This is a genomic window from uncultured Ferrimonas sp. (genome assembly GCF_947489035.1).
Taxonomy (GTDB): Bacteria; Pseudomonadota; Gammaproteobacteria; order Enterobacterales; family Shewanellaceae; genus Ferrimonas.
Genome location: NZ_CANLCI010000003.1, coordinates 159,604 through 181,042 on the forward strand (window position 1 = coordinate 159,604; position 21,439 = coordinate 181,042).

20 protein-coding genes are annotated in these 21,439 nt (G+C 52.3%); 10 read left to right on the forward strand and 10 right to left on the reverse strand.

Annotated features, from left to right (window positions below; translation table 11 throughout):
- Positions 1-23 precede the first annotated feature (23 nt).
- The 6 genes from serS to lrp all read right to left on the reverse strand — a co-directional run bounded on the left by serS (position 24) and on the right by lrp (position 6,858).
- On the reverse strand, positions 24-1,313 hold the full coding sequence (gene serS / locus Q0796_RS03245) for a serine--tRNA ligase (protein ID WP_298440244.1): 1,290 nt from the start codon (positions 1,311-1,313) through the stop codon (positions 24-26).
- A gap of 13 nt (positions 1,314-1,326) precedes the next feature.
- Positions 1,327-1,701, reverse strand: coding sequence for a fluoride efflux transporter CrcB (gene crcB, locus Q0796_RS03250; protein ID WP_298440246.1), 375 nt, complete (start codon positions 1,699-1,701; stop codon positions 1,327-1,329).
- Positions 1,694-3,022 carry a replication-associated recombination protein A gene (locus Q0796_RS03255; protein WP_298440248.1) on the reverse strand — a complete coding sequence of 443 codons (1,329 nt, stop codon included), beginning with the start codon at positions 3,020-3,022 and terminating at the stop codon, positions 1,694-1,696. Before Q0796_RS03255 ends, crcB begins: the two co-directional genes overlap by 8 nt.
- Positions 3,019-3,615 carry an outer membrane lipoprotein chaperone LolA gene (lolA, locus tag Q0796_RS03260; RefSeq protein ID WP_298440250.1) on the reverse strand — a complete coding sequence of 199 codons (597 nt, stop codon included), beginning with the start codon at positions 3,613-3,615 and terminating at the stop codon, positions 3,019-3,021. The genes Q0796_RS03255 and lolA overlap by 4 nt, the downstream gene beginning before the upstream one ends.
- The gene (locus Q0796_RS03265; protein ID WP_298440252.1) at positions 3,608-6,172 is read right to left on the reverse strand and encodes a DNA translocase FtsK; all 2,565 of its coding nucleotides are present in this window, start codon (positions 6,170-6,172) and stop codon (positions 3,608-3,610) included. The genes lolA and Q0796_RS03265 overlap by 8 nt, the downstream gene beginning before the upstream one ends.
- A 182-nt stretch (positions 6,173-6,354) precedes the next feature.
- On the reverse strand, positions 6,355-6,858 hold the full coding sequence (gene lrp, locus Q0796_RS03270; protein WP_298440254.1) for a leucine-responsive transcriptional regulator Lrp: 504 nt from the start codon (positions 6,856-6,858) through the stop codon (positions 6,355-6,357).
- 180 nt (positions 6,859-7,038) lie between these two features.
- On the opposite strand from lrp, the gene ald reads away from it, so the two are divergent.
- From ald to cydC, 4 genes are all read left to right on the forward strand, one after another.
- Positions 7,039-8,157 (forward strand): alanine dehydrogenase, encoded by a 1,119-nt coding sequence (gene ald / locus Q0796_RS03275; RefSeq protein WP_298440256.1) that lies wholly within the window; start codon positions 7,039-7,041, stop codon positions 8,155-8,157.
- 110 nt (positions 8,158-8,267) lie between these two features.
- Positions 8,268-9,227, forward strand: a complete 960-nt coding sequence (gene trxB / locus Q0796_RS03280) for a thioredoxin-disulfide reductase (RefSeq protein WP_298440258.1) — start codon at positions 8,268-8,270, stop codon at positions 9,225-9,227.
- Positions 9,228-9,298: 71 nt separating this feature from the next.
- Entirely contained in the window at positions 9,299-10,993 is a 1,695-nt protein-coding gene (gene cydD / locus Q0796_RS03285; protein ID WP_298440259.1) for a cysteine/glutathione ABC transporter permease/ATP-binding protein CydD, read from the forward strand.
- Positions 10,986-12,647, forward strand: coding sequence for a cysteine/glutathione ABC transporter ATP-binding protein/permease CydC (gene cydC, locus Q0796_RS03290; protein ID WP_298440262.1), 1,662 nt, complete (start codon positions 10,986-10,988; stop codon positions 12,645-12,647). Before cydD ends, cydC begins: the two co-directional genes overlap by 8 nt.
- On the opposite strand, the gene Q0796_RS03295 is transcribed toward cydC, so the two are convergent.
- The gene (locus Q0796_RS03295) at positions 12,648-13,121 is read right to left on the reverse strand and encodes a glycine zipper 2TM domain-containing protein (protein ID WP_298440264.1); all 474 of its coding nucleotides are present in this window, start codon (positions 13,119-13,121) and stop codon (positions 12,648-12,650) included.
- Between the two features lie 46 nt (positions 13,122-13,167).
- Here Q0796_RS03295 and aat point away from each other — a divergent pair, with 46 nt between their 5' ends.
- The 3 genes from aat (at position 13,168) to infA (ending at position 14,868) form a co-directional block, all read left to right on the forward strand.
- Positions 13,168-13,881, forward strand: a complete 714-nt coding sequence (aat, locus tag Q0796_RS03300) for a leucyl/phenylalanyl-tRNA--protein transferase (protein ID WP_298440266.1) — start codon at positions 13,168-13,170, stop codon at positions 13,879-13,881.
- Positions 13,874-14,575, forward strand: a complete 702-nt coding sequence (locus Q0796_RS03305) for an arginyltransferase (protein ID WP_298440268.1) — start codon at positions 13,874-13,876, stop codon at positions 14,573-14,575. The genes aat and Q0796_RS03305 overlap by 8 nt, the downstream gene beginning before the upstream one ends.
- A 74-nt stretch (positions 14,576-14,649) precedes the next feature.
- On the forward strand, positions 14,650-14,868 hold the full coding sequence (infA, locus tag Q0796_RS03310; protein WP_028115266.1) for a translation initiation factor IF-1: 219 nt from the start codon (positions 14,650-14,652) through the stop codon (positions 14,866-14,868).
- A 58-nt stretch (positions 14,869-14,926) separates the two neighbouring features.
- Here infA and clpA read toward each other — a convergent pair whose 3' ends face one another.
- Both clpA and clpS read right to left on the reverse strand, forming a co-directional pair.
- The gene (gene clpA / locus Q0796_RS03315; RefSeq protein WP_298440274.1) at positions 14,927-17,215 is read right to left on the reverse strand and encodes an ATP-dependent Clp protease ATP-binding subunit ClpA; all 2,289 of its coding nucleotides are present in this window, start codon (positions 17,213-17,215) and stop codon (positions 14,927-14,929) included.
- 26 nt (positions 17,216-17,241) lie between these two features.
- Positions 17,242-17,556 carry an ATP-dependent Clp protease adapter ClpS gene (gene clpS / locus Q0796_RS03320; protein WP_298440276.1) on the reverse strand — a complete coding sequence of 105 codons (315 nt, stop codon included), beginning with the start codon at positions 17,554-17,556 and terminating at the stop codon, positions 17,242-17,244.
- 198 nt (positions 17,557-17,754) lie between these two features.
- Here clpS and cspD point away from each other — a divergent pair, with 198 nt between their 5' ends.
- The gene (gene cspD, locus Q0796_RS03325; protein WP_298440278.1) at positions 17,755-17,964 is read left to right on the forward strand and encodes a cold shock domain-containing protein CspD; all 210 of its coding nucleotides are present in this window, start codon (positions 17,755-17,757) and stop codon (positions 17,962-17,964) included.
- A 138-nt stretch (positions 17,965-18,102) separates the two neighbouring features.
- Here cspD and icd read toward each other — a convergent pair whose 3' ends face one another.
- Positions 18,103-19,356: an NADP-dependent isocitrate dehydrogenase gene (gene icd / locus Q0796_RS03330; protein WP_298440280.1), complete on the reverse strand. Its 1,254-nt coding sequence runs from the start codon at positions 19,354-19,356 to the stop codon at positions 18,103-18,105.
- Positions 19,357-19,494: 138 nt separating this feature from the next.
- Between icd and Q0796_RS03335 the strand changes: the two genes are divergently transcribed.
- Positions 19,495-20,139: a pseudouridine synthase gene (locus tag Q0796_RS03335; protein WP_298440282.1), complete on the forward strand. Its 645-nt coding sequence runs from the start codon at positions 19,495-19,497 to the stop codon at positions 20,137-20,139.
- A 193-nt stretch (positions 20,140-20,332) separates the two neighbouring features.
- Positions 20,333-21,436, forward strand: coding sequence for a tRNA 2-thiouridine(34) synthase MnmA (gene mnmA / locus Q0796_RS03340; protein WP_298440284.1), 1,104 nt, complete (start codon positions 20,333-20,335; stop codon positions 21,434-21,436).
- Positions 21,437-21,439 lie beyond the last annotated feature (3 nt).

The window sequence follows — 21,439 nt, forward strand, 5'->3', positions numbered from 1 at the left end:
TAATTCAACGTTGATGCCGTGAATTAACCGATGTGGGTAAGGCCACCCATGTAGCTTTGCAGTGCCTGTGGCACTTCAATGCGACCATCTTCCAACTGGTAGTTCTCCATAATGGCAACCAAGGTACGGCCAACCGCCAAACCAGAACCATTCAGAGTGTGCAGCAATTCAGGCTTTTTCGCGCCAGTACGACGGAAGCGAGCTTGCATACGACGTGCTTGGAAATCGCCCATATTGGAGCAAGAAGAGATCTCACGGTATTTATTTTGGCTTGGTACCCAAACTTCCAGATCGTAGGTTTTGCTTGAACCGAAGCCCATGTCACCGGTACATAGGATCACCTTGCGGTAAGGCAGTTCCAGCAGTTGCAGTACTTTTTCTGCTTGGCCGGTTAACTGCTCTAACGCCGCCATGGAGTCTTCCGGCTTCACCAACTGAACCAGTTCCACTTTGTCGAACTGATGCTGACGGATCAAACCACGAGTATCACGGCCACCGCTGCCCGCTTCGGAGCGGAAACATGGGGTATGTGCCGTCATCTTCACTGGCAGCTGGGCTTCGTCAATGATCTCATCACGAGCAAAGTTAGTCAGTGGTACTTCTGCGGTAGGGATCAACGATAAACGACGATCGGAATCTTCAGACAGCTTTTCAGTGTGGAACAGATCCTCACCAAACTTAGGCAGCTGGCCAGTACCGTACAGGCTATCTGGGTTAACCAAGTAAGGCACGTACATCTCGGTGTAGCCGTGCTCGGTGGTGTGCAGATCCAACATGAACGCTGCCAAGGCACGATGCATGCGAGCAATTTGGCCACGCATTACGGTAAAACGAGCGCCGGACAGTTTCGCGCCCATGGCGAAATCTAAGCCATTCAGCGTTTCACCTAGATCAACGTGATCTTTTACTTCGAAGTCGTACTGTTTTGGGGTACCCCAGGTCAGTACTTCAACGTTTTCGTCTTCATCGGCACCCACTGGCACATCTTCTGCTGGCAGATTCGGTACGGCCGCAGCCACCTCTTCAATCTCAGCAATCAGCGTGTTCAAATCGGCTTTCTTTTGATCCAGTTGTTCACCCATGTTGGACACTTCGGCCAACAGTGGAGCGATATCTTCGCCACGGGCTTTGGCTTGGCCAATCGACTTGGAGCGACTGTTGCGATCGGCTTGAAGCTGCTCGGTTTCCACCTGCAGCGACTTACGGCGCTCTTCCAATTCGGTCAGACGGGTAACATCCAAGATAAAGCCACGGGTGGCCAATCGCTCAGCGGTTTGCGCCAGGTCGGCACGCAAAAATTTGCTATCTAACATATCGCTCTTTTAATTAACTGTTTGTCGAAATAGCTTGCTGACCGAGCATAACCATGCCCAGACACACAACCACATTCAACAATATGTTTAACGTCGCTTTGCCCCACTCGCCCTGCTGCATCAGCAACACGGATTCATTGGCAAAAGTGGAAAAAGTGGTTAACGCGCCTAACATGCCTACCCCAACCAAAGCTTTCACACTCGGTGGTACATCGGCAGCCATGGTAAATGCGTATAAGGCTCCCATACAGAAGGAACCAACACTGTTAACTAGCAGTGTACCAAACGGAAAGCCAGTTCCGAATAGCCGAACCGCTAATAAAGAAGCGCCATATCGCAAACTTGCGCCTATGGCACCACCGCAGGCAACTGCCAGCAGATTATTCATACCGTTTTATCTCACTATTTAGATTGACCTGCGCTAAAAACCTAAGTTTTTCACTGATCTTCTTTTCCAAGCCACGCTCGCTTGGTTGGTAGATCCGTACCCCAGCCAGTGGCTCTGGCAGGTAAACTTCGCCAGCGGCATACGCATTGGGTTCATCATGGGCATAACGGTATTCGGCACCGTGCCCCATCTCTTTCAATAACGACGTTGGCGCATTACGCAGATGCACCGGCACCTCAAGATCCAAGGTTTCTTTGGCCAGCTGTTTTGCTGCCGAAAAAGCGGTATAGACCGCATTGCTTTTCGGTGCGCACGCCAAATACAGTACCGCTTGAGCAATGGCGCGTTCGCCTTCGCCCGCGCCAACTCGATGGAAGCAGTCCCATGCATTCAGTGCCACTTCCATCGCGCGTGGATCGGCATTGCCGATATCTTCAGAGGCGATGGCCAGTAAGCGCCGTGCCACATAAAGGGGATCGCCGCCACCGGCAAGAATGCGGGCAAACCAGTACAGCGCCGCATCGGGATCGCTGCCCCGAACGGATTTGTGCACCGCAGAGATCAGGTCGTAATAGTGATCGCCTTTGTTATCAAACCGAGCCACGGGCTCGCCCGCCACTTCGGCAAGGTGCTCAAGGCTGAGCTGTTGATCATCGCTTAGCTCAGCCATCATCTCTAACAGGTTCAACGCTCGACGGGCATCGCCGTCAACGTGCTTAGCCAAGGCTTGGCAGACATCGTCATTGAGTTGCAGTTGTTGCTTACCAAGGCCACGCTCGCCGTCGGTCAACGCTTGCTCAATGATGCTGACAATCTCAGTAACCGTTAGCTTTTTAATTAAGTGCACCCGCGCCCGCGATAACAGTGCATTGTTTACTTCAAACGAGGGGTTTTCAGTTGTGGCACCAATGAAAATTACGGTGCCATCTTCAATGTGAGGCAAAAACGCATCTTGTTGAGATTTATTGAAGCGATGTACTTCATCCACAAACAATAAGGTGCGGCGACCGTGCATCGACGCCACTTGCTTAGCTTGGTCAATCGCGGCACGGATCTCTTTGACTCCCGAGGTGACCGCAGAGATCCGCTCGACATGGGCATTACAACTGCTGGCAACAATCTCGGCCAAGGTGGTTTTGCCAGTACCAGGCGGTCCCCACAACAGCATGGAATGCGGCTTGCCCGCTTCAAGGGCGCGGCGTAACGGCTTGCCGTCGCCTAATAAGTGGCTTTGGCCAATGTACTCACTCAGGTTTCGCGGTCGCATCCGCGCCGCAAGAGGCCGAAAATCTGGGGAGAAATCAAAACCGAGGTTACTCATTGCTGACGTTGATCATCAATGAACGTGCCTTCTGGTGGCGTGAAGTTAAAGTTATCGTCGGCCAGCGCAGCCAGATTAAAATCCGTTAACGTCATCACGGTGCGATTGCCTTGGGCATCAATCAGCTGCAGTTTATTGATGGCGTCACCATTGAAGCACACTTGCATCTCTACCCCTTGCTGCTGTGGTTGATTAAGCACAAAGCATTGCTGCTGCTGGCTTACTTGCCACTGCGCCCACAAGGCGGGATCTCGGCTCGACAACAACGGCAGCGGGGTTTGCTCCAGCACATCGGCAATGGCACTGATGGTGACTTGCTCGACATAAGGATCGTAGTACCAGACGGCAACCCCGTCGGACACCAACGACAATTGATCGGGGCTTTGTTGCAGCCAAGAGAACTTCAGCGGTGCTTTCAGTGCCACCGTGCCTTGGCTTTGCTGCACAAGCTGATCATCAAAATCAAAGGCTTGCTGGTCAAATGTTGCTTGAAACTGTGGCACGGCGGCCAATTTTTGTTGCAGCAGCTCCGAAGGCTGCTGTGCATTGACGGCAAGGGGGAGCAACGCCGCAATGGCAAAAGTTTTAATCATTACTTCTTCCTGGAACCAGCACTTCGCGGTTTCCGTTGTGGGCAGGTTTACTTACGATGCCCGATGTTTCCATTTGTTCAACCAAACGCGCCGCGCGGTTGTAACCAACTTTTAATTTACGCTGCACGCTAGAGATCGACGCTCTACGGCTTTCAATCACAAAGGCAACGGCTTCATCATAAAGGGGATCTTGTTCGCTGTCGGTTTCGGCACTTTCGCCTGGCAGCAAGACACTTTCGCCGCCATTTTCGCCATTAAGGATCTCATCCACGTACACCGGCTTGGCGCGGGCGCTCCAGTCGGCCACCACCGCATGCACTTCGTGATCATCGACAAAGGCACCGTGAACGCGCGTTGGTACGCTGGTGCCTGGCGGCAGGTACAACATATCGCCCTGCCCCAGCAACTGTTCGGCACCTTGCTGATCTAAAATAGTGCGGGAATCGATGCGGCTGGAGACTTGGAATGCAATCCGAGTGGGGATGTTGGCTTTAATCAAGCCGGTGATCACATCCACCGATGGTCGCTGGGTGGCCAAAATCAGGTGAATGCCCGCCGCTCGCGCTTTCTGAGCAATACGGGCAATCAGTTCTTCGACTTTCTTACCAACAATCATCATCATGTCGGCAAATTCATCGACAACAACCACAATCGCAGGCAGCTTTTCTAAGTTCGGCGCTTCGGTTTCCATCGATTGTTCTGGCGTCCAAAACGGATCTTTAATCGGCTCACCCGCGGCGGCGGCCGCAAGTACCTTGGCGTTGTAACCATTGAGGTTACGCACCCCTAAGGCCGACATCAATTTGTAGCGTCGTTCCATCTCGCCCACACACCAACGCAAGGCATTAGACGCTTCCTTCATGTCGGTCACCACTTCACACAGCAGATGCGGGATCCCTTCGTACACTGAAAGTTCGAGCATTTTTGGATCGATCATGATCAGCCGTACGTCTTCTGGCGTCGACTTATACAACAGACTTAAGATCATCACGTTTACGCCAACCGACTTACCGGAGCCAGTGGTACCAGCAACCAATAAGTGCGGCATCTTGGCCAGATCCACAACCACCGCTTGGCCAGAAATGTCTTGCCCAAGCACCATGGTTAAGTTGGAGGCGGCATCTTCAAATCGAGGCGAACCAATCACATCACGCAAGTAGACAATTTCACGGTGCTTATTCGGCAGCTCTAAACCAATCACCGATTTGCCCGGGATCACTTCAACCACCCGCACTGAGACTGCCGATAACGCTCGCGCCAGATCTTTAGCCAGGTTAGAGATCTTGGACACCTTAATGCCGGGGGCCAAATCCAGCTCGAAGCGCGTGATCACAGGGCCGGGGTGCACATCCACCACGTGGGCCTGAATGTTAAAATCGAGCAGCTTCGCTTCCACTAAACGGGCAATGCCATCAAGTTCTTCTCGGCTGATCGGATTTAAGCTTTTGTTTGGTCGGTCTAGCAGCTCCAAGGTTGGCATTGGTGCCGTTGGTACCGACAATGGCGCACTTTGCCCTTGTGGGTGCTGCTTAGCGATTGCGTCGGCCAGATAGCTTTCAATTGCCGGTGCCGCTGGAGCCGTCGCAGCAACCGCTTCATCGGCGATAGCCGCATCGATCGGATCAATGGCGGGCGGAACGGCTGTGGTTGGCTCGAGTTCAGGCTCCGGTTCAATGGCACTAAAACTGGGCTCGATGGCCGTGGACTCGGCGGCATCGTTTGTCGCCCAAGGCGGGATAAAGGCTTCCGCTGGGGCATCGGACTGTATTGAACTGTGCTGTGCCAGCCCGTCCAGTTCATCCAAATTATCGGCCTTTACCAGCGGCGATGGTGGTGCACTTTGCCCCGGTTTAGCCGCGGTCCCTGCTGGCTTAGCAATCGGCTTTGGTGCTTGAAACTCCTCCACCACATCCAAGAACTCTTGGGTGTCTTCGCTGTCTTCTTGCTCATTGGAAAAATGGGAAGGCAAGCGGTACAGCCACAGCGCGGCACCGATGCATAAGGCGCCAATCACCTCGGCCACCGTAACCCACGAGATCCCGGTAACAAGGGTAAAGCCCGAAGCAATGAAACTGATTAAGATCAGCGTGGTACCAATGAAATTAAAAATGGGCAGCATCGCTTCAGCAATGATATCGCCAATCAAACCACCGGCTGAAAAATAGTGGATGTCGTCCGCATTTAACGCCGCCAAAGCCGCCACGCTGCACGCCACCATTAAAAAACCGATGATGCGCAGGCTGATCGAGAAATAATCCAGACTGTCGAGATAACGCACCTGATGGAAGGTTAACCAACCAATGGCGGCCACCACAAAGGGGATCATGTAAGCCGTAAGGCCAAAGGTGAACAGCAGTACATCCGCAACCCAAGCACCTGCCAGCCCCATGGCATTTAGGGTTTGAGTGCCCCACGCCACTTGGCTCCAGCCGGGATCGGTGGGGTAATAGGTCGCTAAGGCAATTAAGACAAAACAAGAGGATACCCACGTGGTGATAAGCCCAACATGGCACAACCGTTGCACCCAATTGAGTGGGTTGAGTTTTGAATCTGACAAGTTGCGGTCCTATCCTTTATGGCTTGGGTGGGGATAATGACGTCTTCCCGCAAGCGAATAACTAAATACAGAACACTCACTTTACCAAACCTAACAGCAGCTTGCATCGACGCCACCGCTCGCTGCGGGTTGAAGCAACAAAAAAGCGCCCAATTGGGCGCTTTTTATAAACCACAGTACGCTTAGTTCAGCGTTGGCGTGGAGATTTGAACTCGACTGGTCTGTTTTACTTCTTCCATTACCACGTAAGTGCGGGTGTCTTTTACGGAAGGCAGCTTCAGCAGGGTCTCAGACAACAGGCGACGGTAGGCTGTCATGTCGCTTACGCGGGTCTTCAACAGGTAATCGAAATCCCCGGAGACCAGATGACATTCTTGCACGTCTTCTAGCAGCATTACCGCCTGATTGAATTGGTCAAATACTTCTGGGTTGTCGCGGTTCAGCGAGATCTCAACGTAAACCAACAATGAGGCACCAAGGTAGTGCGGGTTAACCTGAGCCGTGTAGCCAAGGATGAAGCCCTGTCGTTCCAATCGTTTAACACGCTCTAAACATGGTGTTGGGCTTAGGCCAACTCGTTTGGACAGCTCTACATTGGAAATTCGCCCATCCTTCTGTAGTTCATTCAGGATGTTTCTGTCGATTCTATCAAGTTCTTTCAACGGCTTTTTCTTGTTATATGCCATATTTACTTCCTTAGGCTTTGCGAACGGCAGTATAAAATTCCATATATACGCGAATATATTGCGAGAAAAACTCCCACACGAAGATTATACTGATTTTGCTGCTAACACCAAGTAAAACATCACATAATTTGTGATTAGCGGTCACATTAATATAACGAATAGTTAAAAGGCAGGATGCAGATGATTGTAGGCGTTCCAAAAGAGATCAAAAACCACGAATATCGTGTTGGCATGGTGCCCGCGAGCGTGCGTGAATTGACCCAACGCGGCCATCGAGTAATTGTTCAAACTCAAGCCGGGATCGGCATTGGTTGTACCGACCAAGATTACATTGATGCCGGTGCACAGATCCTCGCGGACGCACCAGCGGTATTTGCTGAAGCCGAGATGATCGTAAAGGTAAAAGAGCCACAAGCTGTTGAACGCGCGATGTTGCGTCAAGGCCAGATCTTATTCACCTACCTTCACCTTGCCCCTGATGCGCCGCAAACTGAAGATCTGATCAACAGTGGCGCCGTGTGCATCGCCTACGAAACCGTTACCGATGATCGCGGTGGCTTGCCACTGTTGGCGCCAATGTCTGAAGTGGCTGGTCGCATGTCCATCCAAGCCGGCGCTCAGGCACTGGAAAAATCCAACCAAGGTCGCGGCATGTTGCTGGGCGGCGTACCCGGTGTTGAACCGGCCAAGGTTGTGGTTATTGGCGGTGGCATGGTTGGCCGTAACTCGGCCTTGATGGCCGTTGGCATGGGAGCCGACGTGACCATCTTAGATCGCAGCGTAAACGTATTGCGCTCGCTGAACGCACAATTTGAAAACCGCGCCAAAGTGATTTACTCCACCGCAGAAGCGTTAGAGAAACACATTATTGAAGCGGATCTGGTTATCGGCGGCGTGCTGATCCCAGGGGCTGCGGCTCCTAAACTTATCACCCGTGATCACATCAGCAAAATGAAGCCTGGTGCTGCTATTGTTGACGTTGCCATCGATCAAGGCGGTTGTGCGGAAACCTCTAAGGCCACCACCCACCAAGATCCGGTATACATTGTTGACGACGTAGTGCACTACTGCGTGGCCAACATGCCAGGGGCGGTACCGCGCACTTCCACTTTTGCGCTGAACAACGCCACCCTGCCTTACATCATTGCATTAGCAGAGAAAGGCTACAAAAAAGCCCTGCTGGACGACGCTCACCTGATGAAGGGCTTAAACGTAATGGACGGTAAAGTAACCTGCCCTGAAGTGGCCGAAGCCTTGGGTTACGAATGCCATAACGCCGAAGCGTTAGTGAAAGCCTGATTAGCCTCATCGGTTTAATCGATATAACGGGAGCATAGGCTCCCGTTTCTTTTATTAAGGGTTTTCCTTACAATCCCCCCAACGCCTTATCCGACATCATGGAGTTACCGATGAGCGACGTAAAACACAGCCCTCTACTGATCCTTGGCTCCGGCCCTGCAGGTTATACTGCTGCCGTTTATGCGGCCCGAGCCAACCTTAAGCCGGTACTGATCACCGGCATGCAGCAAGGCGGTCAGCTCACTACCACCACGGAAGTGGAAAACTGGCCCGGCGATGCCGCCGATCTAACCGGCCCGGCATTGATGGAACGCATGCAGCAGCACGCGGAACGTTTTGAAACTGAGATCCTGTTCGATCACATCAATGAAGTGGACACCTCTAGCCGTCCATTTCGCCTCAAAGGTGACAGCGGCGAGTACACCTGTGACGCATTAATCATCTGTACCGGCGCCAGCGCGCGCTACTTAGGGTTGGAATCGGAAGAAGCCTTTAAGGGGCGCGGCGTGTCTGCCTGTGCCACCTGTGATGGGTTCTTCTACCGCAATAAACCGGTTGCCGTTGTTGGTGGTGGTAACACCGCCGTAGAGGAAGCCCTCTACCTGTCCAACATCGCTTCTGAAGTTCACTTGGTGCACCGCCGCGATAGCTTCCGCGCGGAAAAAATCTTAGTGAAACGCCTGATGGATAAAGTGGAGAACGGCAACATCGTTCTGCACACCGATCGCACACTGGATGAAGTGGTTGGCGATCAGATGGGCGTAACCGGTGCTCGCATTAAAGACACCAACAGCGATGCCGTTGAAGAGCTGACCGTTGATGGGGTGTTCATCGCCATTGGCCACAGCCCGAATACCGAGATCTTTAACGGCCAGTTAGAGATGAAAGATGGCTACCTAAAAGTGGAAAGCGGCCTAGAAGGCAACGCCACACAAACCTCAGTGAAAGGGATCTTTGCTGCCGGGGATGTAATGGATCACATCTACCGTCAAGCGATCACCTCAGCCGGCACCGGCTGCATGGCTGCGCTCGACGCCGAAAAATACCTCGACGCGCTGCAGCAGAGCTAATCTAGCTGTTGTACTAACAGTTACACCTTCTTTCTTCTGGGGGCTTCGGCCCCCACTTTTATTTGAGTTGTATGGATAAACGATCCGAACAGCGTAACCTGCGATGGTTGCGACAATACGCCTACCTGAGCCGCCGCTGGCTCTATCTTGCCATCTTGGCAGGCTCTGCTAATGCGCTCATGATTGTGATCCAAGCGTGGCTGCTGGCGGCGATGCTGCATGGCTTGATCATTGAACAACAAAGCATTGATCTGTTTCTACCGCATTTCGCAGCCTTAATCTTGATTAGCCCGCTACGCGCCGCCTGTGTCTGGGCCAAAGAACGCTTTGGTTTTACCGCTGGGGCGATGATCCGCCAACACCTACGTAGCGAATTGTTGGATAAGTTTGCCCGCCTTGGGCCCGCTCATATTCAGCAGCAGGCTGCAGGCAGTTGGACCAGTGTGCTGTTTGAGCAAGTCGAAAAAATCAACGACTACTACAGCCGCTATCTGGTGCAGATGCGCTTGGTGATGATCATTCCAATCATCATTATCACCCTGATCCTGCCCACCAACTGGGCTGCCGTTGTGGTGTTTGTGGTCACCGCACCACTGACCGTGCTGTTTATGGCGCTGGTGGGCATGGGCGCAGCAGACGCCAACAAGCGTAACTTTTTAGCGTTAGCGCGTTTATCGGGCCATTTTTTAGATCGGTTAGCGGGGATCGCCACCATACGGCAATACCACCGCCTTGATGCCGAAGCCGATAAAATGGATCACGCCTCGGATCTGTTCCGTCAGCGCACCATGGAAGTGCTGCGTATGGCCTTTATGTCGTCTGCGGTTTTGGAGTTCTTCGCCTCGGTATCCATCGCCATCATCGCTGTCTATTTCGGTTTCAGCTATTTAGGCGAATTAGACTTTGGCCACTATGGCCGTGGGGTTAGCTTATTCAGCGGTTTGTTGGTGTTATTTTTAGCGCCGGAATTCTTCCAACCGTTTCGTGATTTAGGCACCTACTACCACGCCAAAGCCGAAGCCGTTGGCGCAGCCGATGCGATCCAGCACTTCTTGCAGACCCCAGAACCCGATCAAGGTGAAGCGGCGGCTCCCGATCTGAGTCAACCGTTGCAATTAACCGCAACTAACGCGGTGATCTGCGCCTTGAATGGCACCGCGCTCACCAACCCCATTAATTTTGATGCCAAGGCGCAGCAAGTGATGGCCATCGCAGGGCCTACCGGTTGCGGTAAAACCTCGTTGATGCAAGCGCTTATGGGCGTGTTGCCTTACCACGGCAGCTTAACCATCAATGGCCATGAAGTGCGCGATATCGACAGTAGCTACCTGTTAACTCACATCACTTGGCTAGGGCAAAATCCGCTCTTGATTGCCGCATCCATTGCCGAGAACCTGCGTTTGGCTGCACCGAATGCAACCGAGGAGCAACTATGGCAAGCACTGGAGCAAGCACACGCCAGTGAATTTGTTCAGCAGTTACCGCAACAGTTGCACTACCCATTGAATGACAACGCCGTGGGTCTCTCTGTTGGGCAAGCACAGCGCATCGCCCTCGCCCGCGCCTTACTGAAACCGGCGCCACTGCTATTGATGGACGAACCCAGCGCCAGCTTGGATCATCGTAGTGAGCAACTGGTACAGCAAAGCCTGCATCAGTTCAGCCAAGGCAAAACCGTGATCACCATCAGCCACCGCCAAGAGCAGTTGGCCTTGGCCGATCAGGTACTGCAATTAACCCCTATCAAGGAGCAAAACAATGGATGAATTAAAGCCGTTTTTGCACCTGTATCAACAACAGTGGCGCCGTTTAGCACTGGGCTTATCCCTATCGCTGTTAACCCTATTAGCCTCTATTGGCCTGCTGTCGATCTCCGGCTGGTTTATCAGTGCCAGTGCCGTGGCCGGTCTGGTGATCGCCCGCAGTGCCGATTTCAACTATCTGATGCCCGCGGGTGCCGTGCGTGGCCTATCGATTGGCCGTACCGTTGCCCGCTGGGCGGAACGAGTCGTTAGCCACGACGCCACCTTCCGCTTGTTAGCAACGTTACGCAGTTGGTTCTTCCGCCGCTTAGGGCCATTACGGGGTGAGCAACTGCGGGGGATCCGCCAAGCGGATCTGTTGAATCGCATGGTGGCGGACATCGATAGCCTTGATCACGTCTACCTGCGCTTAATTACCCCCGTAGTCGCTGGCAGCGTTACAGTTGTGGTGGTGTCGTTGCTGGTTGGCTACTTTGCCCCTGCGGCCGGATTCACCCTTGGGGCTATCTTGCTGACACTGATGCTGCTGTTGCCGCTGCTGTTTTATCGCTTGGGTAAATCCCCTGGGGAACAGATCGCCGCGCAGCAGATGACTTTGCGCCAACAGATGTTGGAGTATTTGCAAGGCCACAATGAACTGCGTGTGTTTGGCGCCATTAACAAGCAACAGCGCGCCATTAAAGCCAGTGAACAAGCGTTGCTCGCCAATCAGAAAGCCATGGCGAACCTGACTGGCGCATCGCAGGCTGCAATGGTGTTGTTTAATGGCTGGGTGTTACTGGGGTTGCTGGCGTTGGGTTATCAAGTGCTGCTGAATCAGGGTGAGGTTGGCCCAATCTTAGCGCTGTTGGTGTTTGCGACCATGGCCAGCTTTGAAGCCGTCGCCCCTGTGGCTGGCGCGTTTCAGCACCTTGGTCAAACGCGCAGTGCCGCCAAACGCTTGAATGAAATCTTGCAACAACCAACGGATCTGAGCTTTGGTGATCTGCCTGCCGCAGATGAGATCACGCTGACAATGAATCGTGTCTGTTTTCAGTATGGCGCGAACCCCGAACCCGTATTGAACGACATCGACCTAACGCTCAAGCCTGGCGAGAAAGTCGCGCTGGTTGGCCAAACGGGTTGCGGCAAATCGACCTTGTTGCAGTTGCTTACCCGTGAATTAAGCCCGAGCCATGGTCAGCTGATGCTGAATCAACAACCGCTGGAGCAATACAGTGAAGCTGCGCTCAGAGAGATGATCTGTGTGGTAAGCCAGCGGGTGCATGTGTTCAACGATTCCTTAGCCAACAACCTGCGTTTGGCTAAGCCCAGTGCCACCGATGAAGAACTGCGAAAGGTGCTGCTTGCGGTGCAGTTAGATGCTTTGTTGCAAGGGGATGGGCTCGGCCAGTGGCTTGGCGATGGTGGGCGTCTGCTCAGTGGTGGCGAACAGCGCCGTTTAGGCATTGCGCGAGCCCTGTTGCATCCGGCGCCATTACTGTTATTGGATGAACCCACCGAGGGGTTAGACGACGCAACCGAAGCCAGCATCATTGCTCAGTTGCTGCAGCATCGTCCAACACGTTCGTTGCTGTACGTTACCCATAAACCCGCGGCGCTGAAACATATGGATCGCGTACTTACCATGAACAGCGGCCGTTTAAGCGCCAGTTAATTACATCGCGTTATCAACTCGAACTTGGCCTCCTTGTAGGTACACCACCCGTACGGTGTTGCCTGCTTGGAAGGCCATGGTTGGATCCCAATCCTGCACCACCATCACCTGCTGTTGATCCCCTTCTAACCGGATCATCATCTCAATCAATTGCTGTTCAATAATGCGCGTATCAGGATAACGATTCGCCGCCAATCCAGCGCCTGCAATCGCCCCCAATACGGTAGCAACATCTTGGCCCGAACCGCCGCCAAACTGATGGCCAATCACACCACCAATTAAAGCGCCGCCGAAGGTTTTCCAGCCGGAATGCCTGTCTTGCTGCAGTTCTTGAGTGCTGATCTGCCGTACCGAGATCACTTCGCCATAAATCACCTGCTGTACTGGTACCGCTTGATTGCGCTGATAACCCGCCAGCGTCACGGTAGGCAGCAATAACGCGATTAATACTATCGACCGTAAAACGAATGTCATACCATCTCCTTATGCATCAGTTGTTACCTCAGTCTGCATCACTATCATGCTTAATGCGATTCAATACTTAGACTACCACCAAGAGGGGTTTCCCTCGCCAGACTACGCCCTTGCCGATCCTGACGGCTTATTAGCCGTGGGGGGAGATTTAGCGCCCGCTCGGTTAGTTGACGCCTATCGACATGGGATTTTTCCCTGGTTCAATCCCGGAGATCCGATCCTGTGGTGGTGCCCCAAGCAGCGAGCGGTGTTTACCCCCGCCGAGATCCACCTATCCCGTTCGACCCGCCGAGTTGCGCGGAAGTTCGATTACCATTACAGCGTAAACCAAGCGTTCGAACAGGTGATCAACGCCTGCGCGGCGCCACGAGGGGATGACGCTGGCACCTGGATCAGCCCAGCGATGATCCAAGCCTATCAACAGCTGCATCAGCTTGGTCATGCCCACTCTTTGGAGATTTGGCAAGATCAGCAATTAGTTGGCGGAATATACGGGATCAGTGTCGGCGGGGTATTTTGTGGTGAATCTATGTTCCACAGTCAAACAGGGGCGTCTAAACTGGCGTTGTACCTGCTAGGCCAACACTGTCAGCAGCTGGGCGCTGAACTTATCGATGCTCAGATCGACAACCCGCATCTGCGTTCTTTGGGAGCCACCATGATCAGTCGCCACCATTTTCTGGAACAAGTGCATGCCCTGCGTGATGCGCCGATTGCTTGGGCAAATTGGCAACAAGCGCGAGTGGCGTGCAATGTCTAACCTGCAACAGATCCGCATCGGCTTAAGCCAAACCTTCCCTTGCAGCTACATCGACAAAGAACAAGAGACCCTGCTGTTGTGCTGCGATCCGGTCACTAATGCCCAATTTGAACACTTACTTGAGTTAGGCTTTCGACGCTCTGGCGATCAGATCTATCGCCCCCATTGCCAAACCTGTAATGCCTGTGTTCCCGTGCGTGTGCCTGTTGCACTCTTTAGCCCCAGTCGCTCCCAACGGCGCATCATCGCCAAAAATAAAGACATCGACTGGCAGGTAAGCGAAACCGTAAAGCCACAATATCGGCCGCTGTACCATCGTTACATCACTAGCCGCCATCAAGACGGCACCATGTACCCTCCAAGTGATCAGCAGTTTGACCAGTTCTTGCTCAGCAGCAAACATCCGGTGATGTTTGTTGAGGGTTGGCTAAATGGCAAGCTGATTGCTGTGGCCGTAACCGATCTGCTGCTCACCAGTTTGTCGGCAACGTACACTTTTTTTGACCCTGACATGAGCCACCGTTCGCTGGGGAAGCGGGCAATTTTAGCACAAATTGATCTCGCGAAACGGATTAAAAGAGAGCACCTTTATTTAGGCTATTACATCGGCGCATGCCCTAAAATGTCCTATAAAACCGAATTTCGTCCGGTTGAACGCTTCCATAACGATCAGTGGCAGCTTCAAGGCCGCTAATTCCTTTACTTAGAGCGGTATTTACGGCATGATACCGCCGATTTTTCATAGACAATAACGGGATGAATTCCTCGATGGCAAAAGAAGATAGTATCGAGATGCAGGGCACAGTCCTTGAGACTCTGCCTAACACCATGTTCCGAGTGGAACTGGAAAACGGACATGTTGTTACCGCTCACATTTCAGGCAAAATGCGTAAGCACTACATTCGTATTTTGACCGGTGATCAGGTAACCGTAGCACTGACTCCATACGATTTGACCAAAGGTCGCATCGTATTCCGTGCGCGTTAATCCGCTATCCCACAAAAAAGCCCAGCATTAGCTGGGCTTTTTTGTGTCCGGTTGCGGCTTATTGGGCAGCCACCGTTGCTTTGGCTTTACCGTAGTCGAACACCAGCTTACCGTCAGTCACATCCACTTTAACTAAGCCACCTTTTTGCAATTGGCCAAATAGGATCTCGTTTGCCATTGGCTTTTTGATCTCCTCTTGCACCACTCGCGACATTGGTCGTGCACCCATATTGCGATCGTAGCCTTTCTCTGCCAACCACACTCGCGCTTCAGCCGAAACTTCCATCTGCACACTGCGGCCATCAAGCTGCGCTTGCAGTTCCACCAAGAACTTATCAACGACCTTGGCGATCACTTGCATATCTAAGTGGTTAAACCAAATGATCCCATCCAAACGGTTGCGGAACTCAGGGCTAAAGACCTTATTGATTTCAGCCATCGCATCAAAGCTGCTGTCTTGCTGCTTAAAACCGATGGATTGGCGTACCGTCTCTTGCACACCTGCGTTGGTGGTCATCACTAAGGTAACGTTGCGGAAATCCGCTTTACGGCCGTTGTTGTCGGTTAGGGTGCCGTGATCCATGACCTGCAGCAGCAGGTTATAAACGTCACTGTGTGCCTTCTCGATTTCATCCAGTAGCACAACCGAGTGTGGGTGCTTCAATACGGCATCGGTCAACTGCCCACCCTGATCGTAACCAACGTAGCCTGGAGGCGCACCCACCAGGCGGCTGACACTATGGCGCTCCATGTACTCAGACATATCAAAGCGGATAAGTTCTACCCCTAATTGACGCCCAAGTTGTTGAGTTATTTCCGTTTTACCAACACCGGTTGGGCCAGCAAATAAGAAACTCCCCACCGGTTTGCCTTCGTTCCCCAAACCACTGCGCGAAAGACGAATGGCCGAGGTAAGTGCATCAATCGCCGGATCTTGACCAAACACCACCATTTTCAAGTTGCGATCTAAGTTTTCCAGCACCTCTTTATCCGTAGCGGACACCGATTTAGCGGGGATGCGGGCGATCTTCGCAACGATCTCTTCAATATCGCCCACAGAGATGGTTTTTTTGCGTTTCGAGGCAGGCAACATCGCCATTCGCGCCCCTGCTTCATCAATCACATCAATGGCTTTATCCGGCAATTGACGTTCGTTAATGTGTTTGGCTGATAAGTTGGATGCCGCACTTAAGGCCGATTGGGTGTATCGCACCTGATGGTGCTCTTCGTAACGGCTTTTCAAGCCCATTAGAATTTGGGTTGTTTCCGCCACGCTTGGCTCAGGCACATCGATCTTCTGAAAACGGCGCGCTAATGCGCGGTCTTTTTCAAAAATCCCCTGATATTCCTGATAGGTGGTTGAGCCTACGCAACGCAGCTTGCCACTAGAAAGCAATGGCTTCAGCAAATTGGACGCATCCATCATGCCGCCTGAGGCCGCTCCTGCGCCCACGATGGTGTGGATCTCATCAATGAACAGAATCGCCTTAGGATTACGCTGTAGTTGGCGCAGTACCGCTTTAAATCGCTTCTCGAAGTCACCACGATATTTCGTGCCCGCCAGCAGCGCGCCCATGTCGAGGCTGTAGATGGTGCAGTCGGCAATCACCTCTGGCACGTCTTCTTTCACAATGCGGTACGCCAAACCTTCGGCAATGGCGGTTTTACCGACGCCAGCTTCACCGACTAACAACGGGTTGTTCTTACGACGACGACACAACACTTGAATGGTGCGTTCTACTTCGTCTTCACGACCAATCAACGGATCAATCTGCCCCGCTTCGGCTTGTTTATTCAGGTTACTGGCAAAGTTTTCCAACTTGTCGCCGCTGGACTCTTCCTTTTCCATGCCCATGGTTGGCGAGTCGTTTTCGGCGTCGTCACTGCTACTATCTGCGGCGTTTTGGTCTTCTTTCTTCGACACCCCATGGGCGATAAAGTTAACCACATCCAAGCGAGTGACATCCGACTTACGCAGCAGATACACCGCTTGGCTTTCTTGCTCGGAAAAGATCGCCACCAACACATTTGCGCCAGAGACTTCATTGCGACCACTGCTTTGTACGTGGAATACCGCCCGCTGCAGCACCCGCTGAAAACCTAAGGTGGGTTGGGTTTCCCGATCGCCGTCGTCTTGCGGGATCAGCGGGGTGGTTTGTTCGATAAATAGGTCAACTTCACTGCGCAGTGAATCGAGGCGAGCGCCACAGGCACTCAGCGCTTCCTGCGCCGAAGGGTTATCCAACAATGCCGACAGCAGATGTTCTACCGTCATAAACTCATGGCGATTGCGACGCGCTTGTTGAAAGGCGTTATTGAGTGTTACTTCGAGATCTTTATTCAGCATGTCGCCAACTCCCCACAGTATCTAAATCAAGCTTGTTCGGTGGAACACAGCAACGGGTGCTGATTCTCACGAGCATAGTCGTTTACTTGTACCGCCTTGGTCTCTGCAATATCGAGGGTAAAAACGCCGCAAACGCCCTTCCCTTTGTAGTGTACGGTCAGCATCACTTCCGTTGCCTGCTCGTCACTGAGATTGAAGAACTTGGTCAGTACCTCAACCACAAATTCCATCGGTGTGTAATCGTCATTATTCAGAACAACTTTAAAAAGTCGCGGCGGCTCAAGCTTTTGCTCTAACTTTTCCTGTTCAACGACATCGTCCAATTCAAATTGCTTGCTCATAGTTAAAGCTTAGCCACTCTTTCCGCTTGCGGATTAAACACAGAGCCAAATAATTCTTGACTAAGATGTTATCCATTTGTTAATTCATAGTGTACAGCGCTTGATCGCTGCGGTCGCCACTAGCTCAATCTCAGTTATATGGGCATAGAGTGATGATTACAAGACACACGGGAAGGACTCAGTAGAAGGAAGTCGGGTATGGCTCAAGGAACAGTGAAGTGGTTCAACAATGCGAAAGGGTTTGGCTTTATCTGCCCTGAGGATGGCGGCGAAGATGTGTTTGCGCACTATTCCACCATCGACATGGACGGTTACCGCACCTTGAAAGCAGGTCAAGAAGTAAAGTTCGAAATGGAACGTGGGCCTAAGGGCATGCACGCTTCCAACATTCGATCTGCCGATATGTAACTCATGAGCGCCGTTAAAAAAGCAGATCCGTTGAGGTCTGTTTTTTTATTAGGCGCGTAACCGTGATTACATTGAAGCAACAAAAAAGCGCCAATCATTGATTGGCGCTTTTGTTTGCAAGCTTGATTAGCTCATCGCTTACATGTGATCGATGATCGCATCACCAAACTCAGAGCAGCTCAGCAAAGTGGCGTTATCCATCAGGCGGTCAAAATCGTAGGTTACGGTTTTAGCAGCAATCGCGCCTTCCATTCCCTTAACAATCAGATCTGCGGCTTCGGTCCAGCCCATGTGACGGAGCATCATTTCACCCGACAGGATCAAAGAACCTGGGTTAACTTTGTCTTGGCCAGCGTACTTCGGTGCGGTGCCGTGGGTTGCTTCAAACAAAGCAACACCATCACCAATGTTGGCGCCTGGGGCGATACCAATACCGCCCACTTGCGCCGCCAGCGCATCCGATACGTAATCGCCGTTCAAGTTCATGGTTGCGATAACGTCGTACTCTGCAGGACGCAACAGGATCTGCTGCAAGAAGGCATCAGCGATCACATCTTTAATGATGATCTCTTTGCCAGTTTTCGGGTTGGTCATCTTGCACCATGGGCCGCCATCCAGCAGTTCGGCACCAAACTCACGCTGAGCCAACTCATAACCGAAGTCTTTAAACGCACCTTCCGTAAACTTCATGATGTTGCCCTTGTGTACCAAGGTCAAAGAATCACGATCGTTATCGATGGTGTATTGGATTGCCGCACGAACCAGACGCTCGGTGCCCTGCTGAGAGATTGGTTTGATGCCGATGCCGCAATTCTCTTCGAAGCGGATCTTGGTGGCGCCCATCTCTTGGGTCAGGAACTTGATCACTTTGTCAGCGTCAGCGGTACCGGCCTGCCATTCAACCCCAGCGTAGATGTCTTCTGAGTTTTCACGGAAGATCACCATGTCGGTCAGCTCTGGCTGCTTCAATGGGCTTGGCGTCCCTTCGTAGTAACGTACTGGACGCAGACACACGTACAGATCCAGTTCTTGACGCAAGGCCACGTTCAAAGAACGAATGCCACCGCCTACAGGGGTGGTCAGTGGGCCTTTAATCGACACTTTGAACTCTTTAACCGCGTCTAAGGTTTCTTGTGGCAGCCAAGTATCAGCGCCGTAGACTTGAGTTGACTTCTCACCACAGTAGATCTCCATCCACTGAATTTGACGCTCGCTGTTGTATGCCTTAGCAACAGCCGCATCCAATACTTTGATCATTGGCGGAGTAACATCAACACCGATGCCATCACCCTCAATAAAAGGGATGATTGGCTGATTAGGAACATTCAGTGCCCCGTTTGCGTCAACAGAGATCACTTCTCCCTGAGTTGGGCGCTGGATTTTCGATTCCATTTTATTCTCCTTGTAATGGGTTATCGGCAGAGCCGATCTATCTCTCCTTTTCCGGCGCCTATGATAGATCAATCACACATGCAGGGGAATTGCACTTTTTGCTAGTCCCACCAACGGCTTCGGGAATACAATAGAGCGATGACAGAGAAACGCCCCCAGCCTAAGCGCCCTCGCCGCGCCAAACCTCAATCCCACGCCCGAACGGCTCGATCGGCAAAGCCCGCTCGGCCAACTGGTCCACGTAAAGTGGTGCTAGTGAACAAGCCGTTCGATGTATTGACTCAGTTCACCGATGGCCAAGGTCGACAAACCTTAGCGGACTACGTGGCCATTAAAGATATCTACCCCGCCGGCCGGCTCGATAGAGACTCGGAAGGCTTGGTGCTGCTAACCAACGATGGTCAACTGCAAGCCAAGCTCACCCAACCGGGCAAGAAAACCAGCAAAACCTATTTTGCTCAGGTAGAAGGCGTACCCACGCCGGAGTCCATTGCCGCGTTATGCAAAGGCGTAGAGCTGAAAGATGGCATGACACTGCCCGCCAAAATCGAATTGGTAGAGCAGCCCCAGTGGTTATGGGCACGCAATCCCCCCATCCGAGAGCGCGCCAACATTCCAACCAGTTGGTTGCAGATCACCATCGTCGAAGGGCGTAACCGCCAAGTACGGCGCATGACCGCCCACATCGGCCACCCAACCCTGCGCCTGATCCGCTATCGCATCGGCAGCTGGACTTTAGATGGCATTGAACTGGGCAAATACCGCCAGTTAGATAACCTTTAAGCGCTCGCCGTCGGTGCTGCCGCAAATATTGTTCAACAACAAAATGAGCAGCTTAAGTTTTTATTGCAGCTGGCGTATTGAAAACACGCCAGTACAGCCCCACTTTGCTGTTACGTTGGGATTGGCTCGAACTGTCGCACCCGTGATAGAATAGCCGCCTAAAAATTTCCACCTTTAAAATCATCCATTACTTATGTCTGAAAACCGCAATAAAAAGGTGATCGTCGGTATGTCCGGCGGCGTCGACTCTTCAGTATCCGCTTACCTATTGATGCAACAGGGCTACCAAGTGGAAGGCCTGTTCATGAAAAACTGGGAGGAAGACGACTCTGAAGAATACTGTGCTGCAGCTGATGATTTGGCTGACGCTCAAGCGGTTTGTGACAAGTTAGGGATTGAACTGCACAGCGTAAACTTCGCCGCCGAATACTGGGACAACGTCTTTGAATATTTCCTCGCGGAATACAAAGCCGGACGCACACCAAACCCAGATATCCTTTGCAACAAAGAGATCAAGTTCAAGGCGTTCTTAGAGTTTGCTGCCGAAGCCCTGCAGGCGGATTACATCGCCACCGGTCACTACGTTCGTCGTCGCGTTAACGCGGATGGCAGCGTGGAGATGCTGCGCGGCCTAGACAACAACAAAGATCAAAGTTACTTCCTCTATACCCTCGGCGAACAGCACGTCGGTCAAACCCTATTCCCTGTCGGCGAACTGGAAAAACCGGAAGTGCGCCGCATCGCTGAAGAACAAGGGCTGATCACTCACAATAAAAAAGACTCCACGGGGATCTGCTTTATTGGCGAGCGCAAGTTTAAAGACTTCTTGGCCAAGTACCTGCCCGCCCAGCCGGGTAACATCGAAACCGCCGAAGGCGAAACCATTGGTAAGCATGAAGGCTTGATGTATCACACCCTAGGCCAGCGTAAAGGCTTAGGCATTGGTGGCATGAAGGAATCGGGTGCCGCGCCTTGGTACGTAGTAGATAAAGACGTTGAACGGAACGTATTGATTGTGGGTCAAGGTGCCGATCACCCGCGTCTGTTCTCTAAAGGTCTGATTGCGAATCAGCTGGACTGGGTTGATCGTAAGGGGCCTCAGCAGCAGTGCCAACTCACCGTGAAAACCCGTTATCGTCAACAAGACGTTAACTGTACGGTCACTCCACACGCTAATGGCGAGTTGCAGGTGATGTTTGACGAGCCGGTCAGTTCAGTAACCCCTGGACAGTCGGCGGTATTTTACCGTGGTGAAGTGTGCTTAGGCGGCGGCATCATTGAAAGCCTAATCCGCTGAGGA

Coding starts and splice junctions, on each gene's coding strand:
- serS (WP_298440244.1), bottom strand. CDS start 1,313: ATGTTAGATAGCAAATTTTTGCGTGCCGACCTGGCGCAAACCGCTGAG.
- crcB (WP_298440246.1), bottom strand. CDS start 1,701: ATGAATAATCTGCTGGCAGTTGCCTGCGGTGGTGCCATAGGCGCAAGT.
- Q0796_RS03255 (WP_298440248.1), bottom strand. CDS start 3,022: ATGAGTAACCTCGGTTTTGATTTCTCCCCAGATTTTCGGCCTCTTGCG.
- lolA (WP_298440250.1), bottom strand. CDS start 3,615: ATGATTAAAACTTTTGCCATTGCGGCGTTGCTCCCCCTTGCCGTCAAT.
- lrp (WP_298440254.1), bottom strand. CDS start 6,858: ATGGCATATAACAAGAAAAAGCCGTTGAAAGAACTTGATAGAATCGAC.
- ald (WP_298440256.1), top strand. CDS start 7,039: ATGATTGTAGGCGTTCCAAAAGAGATCAAAAACCACGAATATCGTGTT.
- trxB (WP_298440258.1), top strand. CDS start 8,268: ATGAGCGACGTAAAACACAGCCCTCTACTGATCCTTGGCTCCGGCCCT.
- cydD (WP_298440259.1), top strand. CDS start 9,299: ATGGATAAACGATCCGAACAGCGTAACCTGCGATGGTTGCGACAATAC.
- cydC (WP_298440262.1), top strand. CDS start 10,986: ATGGATGAATTAAAGCCGTTTTTGCACCTGTATCAACAACAGTGGCGC.
- Q0796_RS03295 (WP_298440264.1), bottom strand. CDS start 13,121: ATGACATTCGTTTTACGGTCGATAGTATTAATCGCGTTATTGCTGCCT.
- aat (WP_298440266.1), top strand. CDS start 13,168: ATGCTTAATGCGATTCAATACTTAGACTACCACCAAGAGGGGTTTCCC.
- Q0796_RS03305 (WP_298440268.1), top strand. CDS start 13,874: ATGTCTAACCTGCAACAGATCCGCATCGGCTTAAGCCAAACCTTCCCT.
- infA (WP_028115266.1), top strand. CDS start 14,650: ATGGCAAAAGAAGATAGTATCGAGATGCAGGGCACAGTCCTTGAGACT.
- clpA (WP_298440274.1), bottom strand. CDS start 17,215: ATGCTGAATAAAGATCTCGAAGTAACACTCAATAACGCCTTTCAACAA.
- clpS (WP_298440276.1), bottom strand. CDS start 17,556: ATGAGCAAGCAATTTGAATTGGACGATGTCGTTGAACAGGAAAAGTTA.
- cspD (WP_298440278.1), top strand. CDS start 17,755: ATGGCTCAAGGAACAGTGAAGTGGTTCAACAATGCGAAAGGGTTTGGC.
- icd (WP_298440280.1), bottom strand. CDS start 19,356: ATGGAATCGAAAATCCAGCGCCCAACTCAGGGAGAAGTGATCTCTGTT.
- Q0796_RS03335 (WP_298440282.1), top strand. CDS start 19,495: ATGACAGAGAAACGCCCCCAGCCTAAGCGCCCTCGCCGCGCCAAACCT.
- mnmA (WP_298440284.1), top strand. CDS start 20,333: ATGTCTGAAAACCGCAATAAAAAGGTGATCGTCGGTATGTCCGGCGGC.